General features: G+C 53.4%; 13 protein-coding genes. 4 read left to right on the top strand and 9 right to left on the bottom strand.

Annotated features, from left to right (window positions below; all coding sequences use genetic code 11):
- Positions 1-16: 16 nt before the first annotated feature.
- The 8 genes from rfbD to ACIQUH_RS05385 all read right to left on the bottom strand — a co-directional run bounded on the left by rfbD (position 17) and on the right by ACIQUH_RS05385 (position 7,326).
- Positions 17-916, bottom strand: coding sequence for a dTDP-4-dehydrorhamnose reductase (gene rfbD, locus ACIQUH_RS05420; RefSeq protein ID WP_400812989.1), 900 nt, complete (start codon positions 914-916; stop codon positions 17-19).
- Entirely contained in the window at positions 913-1,980 is a 1,068-nt protein-coding gene (gene rfbB, locus ACIQUH_RS05415; protein WP_400812988.1) for a dTDP-glucose 4,6-dehydratase, read from the bottom strand. The genes rfbD and rfbB overlap by 4 nt, the downstream gene beginning before the upstream one ends.
- A gap of 6 nt (positions 1,981-1,986) precedes the next feature.
- On the bottom strand, positions 1,987-2,574 hold the full coding sequence (gene rfbC, locus ACIQUH_RS05410; RefSeq protein WP_400812987.1) for a dTDP-4-dehydrorhamnose 3,5-epimerase: 588 nt from the start codon (positions 2,572-2,574) through the stop codon (positions 1,987-1,989).
- Between the two features lie 29 nt (positions 2,575-2,603).
- Positions 2,604-3,494: a glycosyltransferase family 2 protein gene (locus ACIQUH_RS05405; protein WP_400812986.1), complete on the bottom strand. Its 891-nt coding sequence runs from the start codon at positions 3,492-3,494 to the stop codon at positions 2,604-2,606.
- Positions 3,495-3,522: 28 nt separating this feature from the next.
- Positions 3,523-4,554 carry a glycosyltransferase family 4 protein gene (locus tag ACIQUH_RS05400; protein ID WP_400812985.1) on the bottom strand — a complete coding sequence of 344 codons (1,032 nt, stop codon included), beginning with the start codon at positions 4,552-4,554 and terminating at the stop codon, positions 3,523-3,525.
- A gap of 1 nt (position 4,555) precedes the next feature.
- The gene (locus ACIQUH_RS05395; RefSeq protein ID WP_400812984.1) at positions 4,556-4,981 is read right to left on the bottom strand and encodes a glycosyltransferase family A protein; all 426 of its coding nucleotides are present in this window, start codon (positions 4,979-4,981) and stop codon (positions 4,556-4,558) included.
- A 299-nt stretch (positions 4,982-5,280) separates the two neighbouring features.
- Complete coding sequence (locus tag ACIQUH_RS05390; protein WP_400812983.1) at positions 5,281-6,219, bottom strand: endonuclease/exonuclease/phosphatase family protein; 939 nt, start codon at positions 6,217-6,219, stop codon at positions 5,281-5,283.
- Between the two features lie 60 nt (positions 6,220-6,279).
- Positions 6,280-7,326 carry a glycosyltransferase family 2 protein gene (locus ACIQUH_RS05385; RefSeq protein WP_400812982.1) on the bottom strand — a complete coding sequence of 349 codons (1,047 nt, stop codon included), beginning with the start codon at positions 7,324-7,326 and terminating at the stop codon, positions 6,280-6,282.
- 380 nt (positions 7,327-7,706) lie between these two features.
- Here ACIQUH_RS05385 and ACIQUH_RS05380 point away from each other — a divergent pair, with 380 nt between their 5' ends.
- Both ACIQUH_RS05380 and ACIQUH_RS05375 read left to right on the top strand, forming a co-directional pair.
- Positions 7,707-8,918 (top strand): hypothetical protein, encoded by a 1,212-nt coding sequence (locus tag ACIQUH_RS05380; protein ID WP_400812981.1) that lies wholly within the window; start codon positions 7,707-7,709, stop codon positions 8,916-8,918.
- A 109-nt stretch (positions 8,919-9,027) separates the two neighbouring features.
- Complete coding sequence (locus tag ACIQUH_RS05375; protein WP_400812980.1) at positions 9,028-9,972, top strand: glycosyltransferase family 2 protein; 945 nt, start codon at positions 9,028-9,030, stop codon at positions 9,970-9,972.
- A gap of 150 nt (positions 9,973-10,122) precedes the next feature.
- On the opposite strand, the gene ACIQUH_RS05370 is transcribed toward ACIQUH_RS05375, so the two are convergent.
- On the bottom strand, positions 10,123-11,610 hold the full coding sequence (locus tag ACIQUH_RS05370) for an oligosaccharide flippase family protein (protein ID WP_400812979.1): 1,488 nt from the start codon (positions 11,608-11,610) through the stop codon (positions 10,123-10,125).
- 491 nt (positions 11,611-12,101) lie between these two features.
- Here ACIQUH_RS05370 and ACIQUH_RS05365 point away from each other — a divergent pair, with 491 nt between their 5' ends.
- Both ACIQUH_RS05365 and ACIQUH_RS05360 read left to right on the top strand, forming a co-directional pair.
- Complete coding sequence (locus ACIQUH_RS05365) at positions 12,102-13,091, top strand: polysaccharide pyruvyl transferase family protein (RefSeq protein WP_400812978.1); 990 nt, start codon at positions 12,102-12,104, stop codon at positions 13,089-13,091.
- 47 nt (positions 13,092-13,138) lie between these two features.
- Positions 13,139-14,014, top strand: coding sequence for a hypothetical protein (locus tag ACIQUH_RS05360; protein ID WP_400812977.1), 876 nt, complete (start codon positions 13,139-13,141; stop codon positions 14,012-14,014).
- The last annotated feature ends 234 nt before the right edge of the window (positions 14,015-14,248 follow it).

The raw sequence follows: 14,248 nt of genomic DNA, 5'->3' as shown, positions 1-14,248 counted from the left end.
GTTTTGATAAGGCGACTTATGCTCGCAATTCAGCGAGCATTCGTTCGACGATCCGAGCGGTCGAACTCTGCCAAGTGGGTAAAACTATGCCGTGCAGATCCCGCAGCCGCGAGCAATCGAGCTGCGAGTTCGCTGGACGTTTTGCAGGCGTGGGATAGTCGCTCGTTGCGATCCTCGTTACTGTCGCAAACGGACCGTTTCGCAAGCGGGCTTGGGAAAAAATCTCTTCGGCAAAATCAGCCCAGCTTGCTGCACCGGATCCACTCATGTGGAAAGTGCCGCGGAGCCTGCGTGATTGATCCGATAGAAGATTGGAGGCCACTGTGAATATGCCATCGGCGATATCGAGAGCTGAGGTCGGATTACCGATCTGATCGTCGACAACTGAAAGATTTTCGCGCGTTTCCGCCAGCCGTAACATCGTCTTCAGGAAATTTTTGCCGAATGGGCTGTAAACCCAGGCAGTACGAAGGATCACGTGCTCGTCTGTTGCGGCGCGAACCGCTATTTCTCCAGCAAGCTTGGAGCGTCCATAAACACCGACTGGAGCGACGGGATCGTCTTCCAAATATGGCGTTCTCTTCTGGCCGTCAAAAACATAGTCGGTGGAAATCTGGATGACTGGCACGCCAAGCCGATGGGCAGCCTTTGCAATCTCTCCTGCTGAGAGACCGTTCATGCGTGTTGCAAGATCCTCTTCCGATTCTGCCTGATCGACCGCCGTATGTGCCGCCGCCGATACGATAATGTCTGGTGACGCCATTTCGATCGCTGCGCCAACCGTTGAAGGGTCGGCGAGATCAAGTTGAGGGCGACCAAGGGCGACAATTTCGAAAGATCCGTTGAGCAAAGCGCGTTCAGCCAGCGCCGTTGCGATCTGTCCGTGTATTCCGGTCACAAGCAGCCGCTGGCTCATGACGCGACCTTGATCTGCTGTTCGATCAATCCGAGCCGTGCTCCAGAGTAATCCTGTCTCAGCGGCTCCCACCACCACTGATTGTCCAGATACCATTTGACAGTCTTTTCGATGCCGGTGTCGAAATTCTCTTGCGCCGTCCATCCAAGCTCGACTTCGAGCTTGGTGGCGTCGATGGCATAACGAGCGTCGTGACCGGGGCGGTCGGTTACATAAGTTATCAGCCGTGCATGCGGTGCACCGGCTGGATTATACACGTCCATCAACGCGCATATTCGCTCGACGACATCGATGTTACGTCTCTCGTTTCTCCCGCCCACATTATAAGTTTCCCCGATGCGACCTTTCTCGGAGATGAGGTCAAGCGCCCGGGCGTGGTCCTCGACATAGAGCCAGTCCCGAATATTGGCGCCAGTCCCGTATATTGGCAGTGCCTTTCCCGCCAGTGCGTTGAGGATCACAAGCGGGATGAGTTTTTCCGGGAAATGATACGGACCGTAATTGTTGGAACAGTTGGAGACGATGACCGGCAAACCATAGGTCCGGGCCCAGGCTTTAGCCAGATGATCGGAAGAGGCCTTGGATGCCGAGTAAGGTGAACTCGGATCGTAGGGGGTTTCCTCCGTGAAAAGACCTTCCTGCCCGAGCGAGCCGTAAACTTCATCGGTGGAGACGTGCAGAAATCTGAATAGTTCTTTCTCGTCTGATTGCAGGCCGGACCAAAAACGACGTGCACATTCGAGCATGTTGAATGTGCCCAACACATTGGTCTCGACAAAATCGCGGGCGCCGGTGATTGAGCGATCCACGTGGCTTTCGGCGGCAAGGTGCATGACGCGCTGCGGACGGAAGCTCTCGAACGCGTCATGGATTGCCGAACCGTCACATATATCCGCTTTCAAAAACTGATGTCCGGGATGATCGATAACCGTCCGCAGAGAGGCCAGTGTGCCCGCATAGGTCAGCTTGTCGACCGTTAAAACCTCGTAGCCTTTGTCGAGCACCAGGTGACGAACAACAGCAGAACCAATAAAGCCGGCACCCCCGGTTACCAGAACACGCATATGGGATTACCCTTCCAACGAACCGACAGAACTCTGTGAATAGGTGAACATGGCGCCCAGCTCCGCCAGTGTAGGCTGGCGGCGATCTTTGGCTGACAAGACCGCTTTGCCGCTGGAGATCGGCCAGTTTATGCCGATCTCGGGGTCGTCATATGCGAGACCGCGATCATGTTCGGGACTATAATATTCTGTTACCTTGTAACTGACTTTGGTATTCGCCTCGAGCGTGCAAAAACCATGCGCGAAGCCCGCCGGAACCCAGAGCATTTGCCCGTTGTCGGCGGTAAGTTCGGCCGTCACGTGGTGTCCGTAGGTCGGAGATCCGGTACGGATATCGACTGCTACATCAAGGATGCCGCCAGTAACGCAAGAGACCAGTTTGCCCTGCGCTTTGGGTTCCAGCTGGAAATGCAGCCCGCGGATTGTACCAGCGTCTGCTGACAGGGACTGATTGTCCTGAACGAAGTCAAAATTTCCGACCGCTTCATTAAACAGGCTCTTACGGAAGGACTCCATAAAGTAACCACGCTCATCACCGAATTTCTTCGGCGTGATCAAAATCACATCAGGTATATCCAGTCTTTCAAACTGCATTATTGCATCTTCCGTTTGTTCTATCGACTTCAGAGATCAACAGGCGTTGTTGTAAACACGTTAGTCGGCGGTTCTGCCGACCACCGTTTTTTGCGGCCGCTGCGGATGATGTTTGCAATTCCGGGAGAGCGAAACAGCGGCAGGTGGAAGCGCCGCGCAAACAACAATAGGCTGCGGATATGTGCTCGGCCGGCAAAACTTAACGGGCTTGCTGCGCTCTGGCGCTGGTGATCATGAACAAGGGGAAGGCCTGGGAAATAGACCACACGATGGCCGCTCATCCAGGTGCGCGCACACAGGTCTACGTCCTCCATATAAAGGAAGTAGTTTTCCTCCATGCCGCCGAGCCGGTTAAACAGGTCGCGTCTTATGATGAAACCCGTTCCCATCACCCATTCAGCATTGAATGGTTCGCCTCTGTCGGTTTCGTCGAGCATGAGATGGCGATTTATGCGGTCCTTCATCAATGGACGAAGTCGACCGAAGCGTCGGGTAGCGATGTCCAGTACCGAATAGAAGCGTCGGGCGCCGTATTGCCGACTACCATCGGGGTTGATCAAATCCAGACCCGCAATTCCGATGTCCGGCATGGCGTCCATGTGATCAAGTACGGGTGTTACGCTATCCATCTCGAAATAGGTGTCGGGGTTGAGTACCAGCAAATAGTCCGCGTCTATTCCCGCGGCACCAAAATTAACACCGGCACCAAAACCGCCATTGACCAATGATGCCTTGATCTCGATATCCGGCATGGCGGCCTGCATCAGGCGCATTGAATCGTCGCCCGAGCAATTCTCGACGACGGTGATATTTTCAGGTGTGGCGATACCCCGGTCCCGTATCGAAACGACGCTGCGGATCGTCAATTCTGGCGTACGGAAATTGACAAGGATGACGTGCAGTCTCTGTCGTTTGGTCATAATACTCACCATGTTTCCGAACTACCGCCTAGATGGCAGCCCCCTTCACTATTTCCCAAAGGTGTCGAGCCGATACGCCCCAGTCGAAATCTTCCCGTCTCTTGCGGCCGCTCGTGATGAGGTGTTGTCGCAAGGCTTCGTCAGAGGTGATCCGATCAAGCCCTTCCCTGATCTCTTCAACGGACTGTGGATCCACCAGAAGGGCTCCCCCGCCTGCGACTTCCGGCATGGCCGAAACATTTGAGGTTATGACTGGTACCCCACACGCATATGCCTCAACGATTGGAAGTCCGAAGCCCTCGAACAGTGAGACATAGGCGACCGCGAGCGCCCCTCTGTAGAGTGAAGGAATCTGCTCGGATGGCAGTCGGCCCGTGAAAATCAAATTTTCGTCGACGCCAAGCTCGGTGGCCAGCGCGTGAAGCTCATTGTTGGGATTTCCGGTCAGAACCAGTCGTATTCCCCGGCCGCGCAGACTGGAGGCCGCATAGGCGCGCACGAGCCGGTCCAGGTTCTTGTAGCTGCGGTGATTGCCGCCGTAAAAGATGTAAGGATAGCCGGGGCTGTGTCGCAGCCCGTCTTCACGGAACATCGGTTCAGTGCCGTTATAGACAAGATGAACTTTGTCCGAAGGCATTCCAGACCAGTCCATGAACTCCTGTCTGGTATATTCTGAAACACAAATCACTGCCGCGCAGCGTCGATACAGCGGCCGATAGATCAGGTCATAATAAGCGCGCTTGGTTTTGCCGTAGAAGCGGCGATGGGTCAGATCGTGGACAACGACCACTGAGGGAAGTTTGGTAATTAGCGGTGGTACGAAGCCCGCGCTGAAAAATACGCCTTTACCGCCACGTCCGGCAAGCGAGCGACTGATCGAGACCGGCGATAGGGGCGAACCTATCCGTCCGCGCACCTTAACATCGACTATGCGCAGGTCGACTGGAAGCCGCGCCTCAATTTCGGTCTGCACCTTTCCGATGCCCGTTTCTTCAGGCCATCGCCGGTCTGCAAAAACAGTCGTGGTGGGCGCATATGCGTCACAACGTATCAAATCCACCTTAAAGGCTCCTTGATTGCTGTTTTACAATGGGAGCCCGAACTGCTTGAACATGCACTCCGCAACGGCCTTGCGAAGGCACGTCTGCGGCAGTGACGCGCATGCCGGCGTAAACGCCCAAGTCCCTGTCATTGAGGAAGGCAAAGTGCACCGGTTTCAGCGTATCCATCTGATAGATGCTGTCGTCTTCGGGAAATACAACGATATCGCCTGTGAGGCTGCGGGAAAGCCCTTTGCGGTTGTCTCGGATGTCGAGGACCGGACGGCTGCCTTCAAAGCGCTCGACCAGCTTTCCTTTGCTGTCATTAGAGCCCTGATCGACAACTATGATTTGGGTAGCAGGTACCGATTGGATATCAAGAGATTCCAAAAATTCGCGGATATGCCGCAGGCGATGCGTTGTGGATGTCACAAGCGAAATATTCAAAAGTAACCCTATTAAAATAATATATTTTCGAAAATAAGATAAAAATTAAAAAGCTAACGGATATGAATTTGGCCTTAGTCTATCAATTCGTTTCGCTATCGCAAGATGAAGTTTTGCACCGCACGCAAATTTTCGGAATATGTTTAATCACGAAGAGTCAAATGAATGAGCCATGCTCGGTGCGGAATTTATGAATCACGTAATTATTTCAAGTTCGTAGCGCAAAAGGTTCAGCGCTATGTCTTTCCTCAGCAAGGCGAAAATGGCCTTTGTGAGTGCTATCGACTGTGTGAGGAGACCTATCGCCCTGGCGCTTCCCCGATCTCCGCCATCAGTCCGAAATGATTTGAACCGAAGTGGTCCGATATCCGGCTGATCGAGTTGATCACAAGCGGCGATCGGGTAAATACATGATCGATCCCTATGCCGAAACTGCCGAGTGAAGCGGGCCAGGTCGGCGTTTCATAACCACCGCCGCGCAGCGATGTCGAGGCCAGCCAGGCCTGCATGTCGGGCGTGATAACCGAAGAGTTGAAATCGCCGGCCAGCACGAGTCGGTTGCCTGTCCGGTTCACCACGCCCTGCAGATTGCGCAGTTCCAGCTTGTGGTTTTCGTCGTAGTAGGGCTTCGTCAGATGCGCGGCGATGATGGTCAGCGGCCTGCCGTCGGGATTGACCGTGGCTATGGCAAGCCGATCCCGCCGCAAGGCGCTTAAGCTCGCATATTCAGTCTTCGTGAAGGGATATTTCGACAGCATTACCAGATCGCAGGTCGTGGTGCGGTTTCCGCAACCCAGCCGATGCGGATAGATAGCGTCCAGTCTTGTGAACAGGCTTAGGATCGGCGGCGCTTCGAGAATGACGGCAATGTCGGCACCGGAACTCTCCACGAAAGACACGATGCGCTCCGCATTGTCGAAATTCAGCGAGTCGATATTCATCTCCAGAAGCCGCAGCTTCGTCGGGGAAGGGGCCGCCGTCAGTACCCCGAAGTCCGTCTTCAGGATCAGCGAGTGAATAAACAACGCTGCGGCGATGAAAGCCAGTATCGACGCATAGGTCCGCAGACGGCCCGCGGCGATGAAGGCCAGACAGGGGATGAGGCAAGCAAGCGCAATATGTGTCTGGAAGCTGAACACCAGCGACAGCAGCCAGAAATCCGTCACATAACGAAAGCTGCTGAGCGCCAGTACCAGCGCGACGAAATCCAGTGCGGCCTGAGACAGAAATCGGGACACGTCAAAAAATCCGGGTTGTACATGCCAAAGCCTGGGCCGCCATGTCGGCTTCGGCGTTGATTAAGATTGGGCCGTTGAGAGCGCTGCGCTGATCGAACCGCGCCGGGTTTTTCCAGTCAGAAAGTCGCCAAGCGCAAGCCGGACGCTGCGCCCGCCGGCCGCATCGCCCTTTAGCCGGAACGCGGCTGCGACGGCGACAACTTTGGCCAGCGCGATCGGCAGGCAGAGCGGGGCGAATTTGTGGATGAAGCGCAGGAAATTGACATTGTAATAATAGAGGGTCATGTCGCTGGGGCGTCCACGAGAATTGGTCCCGATCGAGCGGCCTTCCTTGTGATAGATCACCGCTTCTTCGGCCCAGGCAGTCTTGAAGCGTCCACGGTTTCTGGCTTCCCAGTCAAGTTCCTCGAAATAGAGGAAATAATCCTCCGAAAGCAGGCCGATTTTTTCTATGAACGCGCGGGACACGAGAATGGAAGCAGCACACATGTAGTCGACGGGCGATTCCGCCAGAACCTCGCGAAGCCTGCTGCGGGGCTCCCCTTCTCCGACATTGGATATCCGCCCCATATATCTGTTGAAACGTCCGCCCAGTGTCTGAATCACGTCGGGCGTATCGTAATAAACAAGCGTCGAGCCGCAAATCCCGATCGATGGGTCTGTGCGGGCCATTTTTTCGAGATAGGCCAGCGACATCGGATCAACGACCGTGTCGTTGTTAAGGAGCCAGATGAAGCCGCAGTCGGGATCCGACAGTGCGGCCTTCATGCCGATATTGCAGCCTCCGGCAAAGCCGCTATTGTCGGCATTGGCGATGACCGTCAGGAACGGGGCGCCGGATGCGCGGAAGTCCTCTGAGACGGAAAGCGTCTGCATGTCCGGCCGGGCGGCTGGTTGCGGACTTGCGAAGCGCGACCAGGGTGGACCCGATTTGTCCGCCTGTAAACGACCTTCCGACCAGTCTCGAAGCCGTTGAACGCCATCCGTGGTGGTCTGGTTGTCGACGACGATCACACGACAGGCGGGTTCGCTAATCCCGACGAGGGATTCGAGGCACTCGATCGTGTCGTCGTAGCGCTTCCAGTTCACAAGGACGACATAGATCATCGTATTTTCTCGTTCCTCTCAGTAAACGTCGTACGGTAGCATAGGTTCGGGAGCTCACAAATCTTTGTAGAAGTCCCAGGGCGATTTCAGTGATTGACAAGTATCGCGCAAACATCACACTTCCATGAATTTTTCATTCATGCTAGGCAAGATCAATGCCAATTTGCGTACTACAGGATGACCTCGTCGTGGTTGTTTTTTCACCAAAACGGGGAAAATAGGCATGCGTTGTTCGAGCTTTACAAGCGTGGCAAGGAAACGGGTTGCTAAAAATCTGGTGTGTCTTTGCCTGGATCACGATTATTCAGGTGCACTGCAGTAGTTTCGGGGTATCGGGTACATGGCGAAGACCGAGTTCGTCGGGATGCGGGAGTTTCTAGTTGACCTATACCAGCCGGATTTCTGATCCACCGATGGCGATGGTGCGGGGCCTCCCCAAGGCGCCGACCGTCATCCTGTGGGGTGCACTCCTTAGCCTTCCATTTATGGCCATTCAGATATCGGGGCTTCAGCCCGCGCATGTCTGGCTGGTGGCCACTCTGTTCTATCTATTGCTGATACGCTCCTTCACGATTTCTCTGACGGAGGCTTGCGCCCTTCTTTTTTTCCTCGGTTTTGCCGGCATTGTGACCTTCCTCCAAGATTATCCGCGGGTAAAATCATTCGATCAGATCATCAAATTCGCGCTGTTCTATCCCGGCTTTTATTTTGCCGGTCGATGGGTAGCCCAAAAATTTGCGGATCGGCCGCTACCGCTCGGCTATGCATTCCTTTTGCTCTTTCTGGGGTTCCAATATGTCACGCAGGTGCTGGAGCTTCCCGTGATCTACAAGGAGCATTTGTTCGGCCAGGGCACGTTGAACGGCACGTTCCGAGAGCGCAACTGGCTGGCGGTCTATTTTCTACTTCTGTCCTACGTGATCCTGCTGAAGGACGAATCCCGTTGGCGGTTCGTGCCGTTTTTCCTGATCAACGCGGCGGTCACACTGTTGTCCGGATCCAAGACCACATTCGTTGCGTGCGGCATCATCTTTCTGTTGCAGGCACGCGCGAACCTCGGCTGGAAGGTCATACCGATGATCGTTGGGGCGGTCTTCTATATGACGGCTTTTGCGGACGAGTTCAGCGAAGAGAAGTTGAATGTGAAGTTTGAGCAAGAACGCGGCCTTGCCTACGAGGCGAGCATGAAACTGATCGGCGAAAATCCGGTGGGATATGGTTTCGGCTTCGTCGAAGCCTATTTCGGCAGCATGACATCTGAATCGATCCTGGGGCTTGGGACTGGCGTCAATGCCGTATTTTCCGCTCCCATTGATCTCTACATCATAGCCGGTGCGGGGGGGCTGGTCTTCTGGGCGGTGTTCTTTGCCGGTGTCGGCAATCAGGCGTTAACGGTGCTTTTGCCGGTGGCGGCGCTTACTCTTCTCAATCCGCTTCATCAATCGGAAATCGTATATTTCTTCTGCGGTATGCTGACGACGTTCGGGCGAATGCGCCTATCGAAACGGTGGACCAGTCGTCGAACGTCGCAGCCTTCTATTTCACATCCGGTTCGATCCGGGGATCCAAATATTGACTTAAATAAAATCTGATTTGACCGACCGTTTTCAGCACCGGGGATATAACTTGCTCGATAAATTTAAAAAATTCGTCTTGAGGCCGCTCAGGATCCATTCTTTATCGCTGAGATTTGCGGGCAGCATGTCGATAGTCCAGGATAATCGCGAGCATTTAAAAAATGCCGGCTACGTCTCCATTTCCACGGTGCGTAACGAAGCTTTCCGCCTTGCGGCCTTCATAGATTACCATGAGCGGCTGGGCGTGGAGCATTTCGTCTTTATCGATAATGATTCGACGGACAATATCGCCGAGGTGCTCGGTGGGCGGGCGAACGTTACCATCTTCCGCTCGGCTGCGTCCTATAAGGATACGCGTTACGGCATATGTTGGAGCAACTATATCCTGTCGCGATATTGCTCTGGAAAATGGATACTGAGCCTCGATCCGGACGAATATCTCGTTTATCCCGGCAGCGATCAACTGAAGCTTCCCGGGTTGACCGCCGCCATGGAAAGCCGCCAGTGCCGGTCGCTCTGCGTCACCATGGTCGATATGTATGGTAAGGTCGGCATTGCGCAGAACGCGGTGGCCGAGGGGCAGTCGGCTCTGGAAGTCTGCAACTATTTCGATGGTCAGGGTTATGAAGAAACCCGTTCGGAGATGTATGATGCCGTGATCATACGCGGCGGTCCACGCGCCCGCGCCTTCTTCGGAGATGTCGCAGCTTCCCCGACCTTGAACAAGGTGCCGCTGGTCCTCTGGCGGCGGCATTACGCCTATCTGCTTTCGGCCCATTTCATCTGGCCCTATTCGCTCAATACCGACAGTCTTCGGCTGTTTGGCGGCCTGCGTGGAGCTCTGCTGCATTTCAAATTCGTCTCCAGCTTTGCGAGCAAGGTGAAGGAGGAGACAAAGCGGCAGCAGCATGCGGTCGAATACGCCAATTATGTTCGTCAGGACGTCGACAATCTGGTCTTCTTCTCCGAACTTTCGAAGCGTTACGAAGACTGGCAGAGCTTGGCGGATAACGGCCTGATACGGCAGGGTTCGCTGACCTTAGGGGCAGAAGCGGGCGGCACGGCTTGATGACTGATCGGAGTGGCTGAACTGCCCTTTTCGACCGGACATTCGGCATAAGCAAGAGGGCTCAAGCGCGGGCTGATGTCAAATGAGCACCGACGCCATTGAAGTGATCACGGATGAGGTCCGCCGCAAACAGTGGACAGGCGGGATCGGTCAGATTTGTGACTTTTGTCTGAGTTTGGTCATGACGAGGGCCCCCATCGCTCTAAAGCGCGTATGATCGAGGGCGGCAATGAGGACGAGCCATACTAGTACGTAAATTCCACCCAAGGCTACACCCTGCCAGAAAGTGTTGAGATTTAGAAGCGCGATATAGGGGCGGGCGTAAGTCACAGATAAAAAGCTGACCATACCATTCGCGACCGCGGGTGCTAGCGTTCGTACTATATGCAGCGCTGATAAACCAAGCTCCCGCGAGACGAAATAGAAAGAAACTGGTGTCGCCATCAACTGACCGACTACGAAAATGGTGACTAGAAGATGCAGTTCGCCGGTCGGTAGTAGCAGTAGGCCTAGGATTGGCGAGACCGTCTTGACGGTGCCGGCGATCAGATTGATTTCAGGGCGCCCGCGTGCGCCGAGGAACGCAGCATTCATGTACTGAACGCATTGTATCGCGCCTAGCAAAAGAAGTACCATTGCAACGTCATCAACGCCTTGCCATTTTTCGCCGAACAGAACGTGGCAAATCTCAGGACTGAGAACAGAGACCATCACGAAAACCGGCGAGACAAACGCTGAGGAAAGTCCAATCGTCTTTAAATAGATATTCGCCGTTCGCTCTCGGTCAGAGGCGATCGTTGAAAGAACCGTGAGCGACACACTATAGAGCGCTCCCTGCAGTAGTTCCATCATCGTTAAGTAGAGCTTCGAGCCGACAATATATACACCGTAAAGGGCAAGGCCTAGTTGGCTGACTATCAACAGGTCTATGAAACGCGAGCCCGCAAAATCCACCAATCTTTGTCCCACAATAGGTAGACCGAACCGCAACATCTGACGGAAAGCCAAAGGATTTAGTTCTAGGCCAGGCTTCCACTGCGGTCGCCACCATAACCACAGGAGACCGATCAGACTTGCCACGTAGGCCTGGGCGACGAAGCTCCAAATACCGAAGCCAGCACCGGCGCAAACGACTGCCGTTGCACCGCCAAGAAGGTTGGCGTTAAGCGTTCTCAGTGCCAGAGTACGAAACGCCAGCTTGCGCTTGTAGACCGCCTCTTGAAATTGCGTCAGCGTATTGATGATCATCGTACCGGCGATCATCATCACATAGAATGCCAGTTCCGGTTTACCGAGCCAGACGGAGATGTCACCAGACATCAAGGTGACGACCAGCACTAAAACGGCGACGATACCTATGGAAAAATAGAACGGAAGGTTGATGTCTCTCGATTTCAGGTTTTGCCGCTGCAGAATTGCATCGCCAAAGCCGAATTCCGCCACCATCGGAATCAGCATGAGCACCAGTGCCGCCGCAGAGGCAATACCAAATTCTTCGGGGCTAAGTAGTCTCGCCAGAAGGATTGATAAGCCGAAAGCAACCAGTTTCCCTCCCCAACTTTGTATTATCGACCAGAATATCCCAAGCTGTGCTGTGCGACGAATATCATTTGGGAGTGAGTGTTCGTCATGGTTCATTGCTCGCTCCGGTCACATATGATCATTCTTAATGGCTTTCGAACACTACGAGTTACGATTGCGAGGTCTCTACTTAAATCCCGTGCCGCTCTCCGCATGGATCATATATTCACGCGCTATTGCGGACAGCGTTGCATACAGATGGCTTGAACTGCCGTCATTGGTGTAGGAAGTTTGGTGAAGCGAAACGCGACAGCAGCCGCCTTCCTTGAGTGTAAATTGTTTTGTTACAATAGGTTAACGCGAAGTGTGGCCAATTCGACGCTAATGCTGATTTTGAACACGGGCAGCGTTGTTTGCCGGGGCTAAGAGTGATTTCCTTATATAAACTGCAGATAGTATCTGCGTGAGCTCTCTAATTCAAAGGCTTGTAAAGGCAATGGAATAAATGTAGGCGTATCATAGTTTGAAAACCCTGCCATTTTAAGACCCTGCCATTTTTAAGAAAGCCTGTCACTACGGGTTTACTCATTTGAATAAAGGATTTGAAAATGCGTGTGCTTCTTTTCGATACTGCTGTTGGGAGCACTAATGTTGGTGATGACATCATTATGGATGCGATCAGGCAGGTGATAGACGAGCTATTTCCTGAAGCAATTAAGCTATCCGCGGCAACGCATGATTATCTCGACTCACATGGTGTGGCTCTGGCCAAACGAAGTGATTTAAAGTTTTTGTGCGGTTCAAATATTTTATCTTCTCATGTTTTTAAAGAATCGACTTGGCTATTAAGGCCATATCAAGCGTTCCGCTTAAGAGATGTTGTGGCGTTTGGTGTGGGCTGGAAAGATTATCAGGAAAAGGCCACTTTTGTTACCAAGTTTACATATAATCGGATATTTTCTTCGCGTTTGTTACATTCTGTGCGCGACGAATATTCAAAGAAGATGCTTGAAAGTATAGGAATCCGTTCATTAAATACGGGTTGCCCTACGATGTGGCGTCTTACTCCCGAGCGCTGCGCCAGTATCCCAGTGTTGAAGGCGCCGGCGGTTGTATTCGCAACGACTTTCTATCGACCGAATGTAGAGGTTGATAGAGAAATATACTTGGCACTGAAGAGTAAATACGAGAAGATATATTTTTGGCCTCAGCAATACGAGGACATTGAATACTTTCAGTCATGGTCCAATGGTGATGATGAGATCATACCTCCCAATTTGATTCACTATAACTATGTTCTTGATAATTTGAATGTGGATTTCGTAGGTTCGCGGCTTCACGGAGGCATCAGGGCGATGCAACGAGGCCGGCGTTCATTGATCTTGAGTGTCGATAACAGGGCTCGTGAAATTGCAAGTGATACTCATCTTCCGGTGCTTGATAGGAGCGAGAAGGAGCGTATCGTTGATTGGATATCAAGCCCAACTCCAGTTTCCCTGAAATTGCCTGTTAACGAAATTCAGACGTGGAAAGACCAGTTTAGGTCGTTAAATGCCGATGCTGGCAATAGTTCGTATTTTAGGATTACGGCCAGATAATTGGGCCATCTTGTGCAGATATTTTTGTTATAGGGGCGCGAGTTGTTATGGCAGTCGCGAATTTCTTCTGGCATGGCCCGGCGCTCAGGCTCTATGAGCGCGCCTGCCTATCATCCTTTGTCCGCAAGGGCATTAAGGTACACCTTCACACCTTCAATGCGTCTCTTTCTGTACCCGACGGGGTGAGGCTTGTAGACGCCCGGACGAGGGCTCAAGAAAATGAGGTCTTGTCGCTCACTCAGGGTGGCAAGGTCGGTTCTATCGCCGCCTTCACTGATCTTTTCCGCTATCGTCTGTTTCGGGATGAACCCGGCTGGTGGTTCGACACTGATGTTTATTGCCTGGCCGATGCCAGTGCGTTCATGGAGTTGGAAGCGCGGTCGAAAGGCTTGCTGATTGGTGAAGAGGCGCCCGGCAAACTCAACGGCGCCGTACTTTTCATCTCTAGGCCCGACATTGCAGTAGAGCTTGAAAAGCGCGCGGATGCACAGGGAAAGAACTTCGATTGGGGAGCCATCGGCCCCAAGCTGATCACCGACTATGCCGCCGAGTTTCCAGACCTGTGCACGGTCCTGTCACCGGAGAAGTTCTACCCGGTCCATTTCGATGATGTGGCTCTGCTGTTTCGCAAGGAGGAGCGCGATGCCTGCGAGGCGCGGACCCGCAATGCCATATGCCTGCATCTCTGGAACGAAATCCTGAGCCGCAGCCGCATCCCACCTGAACTGATGCCGTGCGGTGGCAGTTACCTGCATGAGTTGTTCATCGCCACGGGGCAGCCTGTCGATCCTCTTGCGTCGCTCGACTACGGTGCTTTCGAGCAACTGACCTATGCCGCCAATATCAGCCCTGCCGGGCGCGGGGCAATCCGCTGGGTTAAGAGGGCGGGGTCGGCGAAACGGTTCCTGCTGCGACAGCACTGACATGGGGCTGAGATTGGCGGCGGCATCTCCGAGATCTATTCGCGCACTGGCTTGAGCCCCAAACTTCCTCCAAATTTTGCTGGAGTCCGTTTCGATTGTGAAGCGCCCAGCTTTCTGGACCAGCGGAAGCTGGAGTTTTCCAGCTTTATTTGGGGACGCGAGCTGGCGCGCTTCCTGATTCATCATCGCCGCTGTCCCATACAATGGTCCGCTCTTGATTAATTGGTCCAAGCA

This window comes from Agrobacterium sp. NPDC090283, from assembly GCF_044769685.1.
Taxonomy (GTDB): Bacteria; Pseudomonadota; Alphaproteobacteria; order Rhizobiales; family Rhizobiaceae; genus Agrobacterium.
The sequence above is the reverse complement of the archived record's forward strand: the minus strand, read 5'-3'. Positions and strand labels throughout refer to the sequence as shown.

What these genes read in the sequence shown, in the direction of transcription:
- ACIQUH_RS05360 (WP_400812977.1), top strand. Translation starts at nt 13,139, where the DNA reads ATGGCAGTCGCGAATTTCTTCTGGCATGGCCCGGCGCTCAGGCTCTAT.
- ACIQUH_RS05405 (WP_400812986.1), bottom strand. Translation starts at nt 3,494, where the DNA reads ATGACCAAACGACAGAGACTGCACGTCATCCTTGTCAATTTCCGTACG.
- ACIQUH_RS05385 (WP_400812982.1), bottom strand. Translation starts at nt 7,326, where the DNA reads ATGATCTATGTCGTCCTTGTGAACTGGAAGCGCTACGACGACACGATC.
- ACIQUH_RS05365 (WP_400812978.1), top strand. Translation starts at nt 12,102, where the DNA reads ATGCGTGTGCTTCTTTTCGATACTGCTGTTGGGAGCACTAATGTTGGT.
- rfbC (WP_400812987.1), bottom strand. Translation starts at nt 2,574, where the DNA reads ATGCAGTTTGAAAGACTGGATATACCTGATGTGATTTTGATCACGCCG.
- ACIQUH_RS05375 (WP_400812980.1), top strand. Translation starts at nt 9,028, where the DNA reads ATGTCGATAGTCCAGGATAATCGCGAGCATTTAAAAAATGCCGGCTAC.
- rfbB (WP_400812988.1), bottom strand. Translation starts at nt 1,980, where the DNA reads ATGCGTGTTCTGGTAACCGGGGGTGCCGGCTTTATTGGTTCTGCTGTT.
- ACIQUH_RS05370 (WP_400812979.1), bottom strand. Translation starts at nt 11,610, where the DNA reads ATGAACCATGACGAACACTCACTCCCAAATGATATTCGTCGCACAGCA.
- rfbD (WP_400812989.1), bottom strand. Translation starts at nt 916, where the DNA reads ATGAGCCAGCGGCTGCTTGTGACCGGAATACACGGACAGATCGCAACG.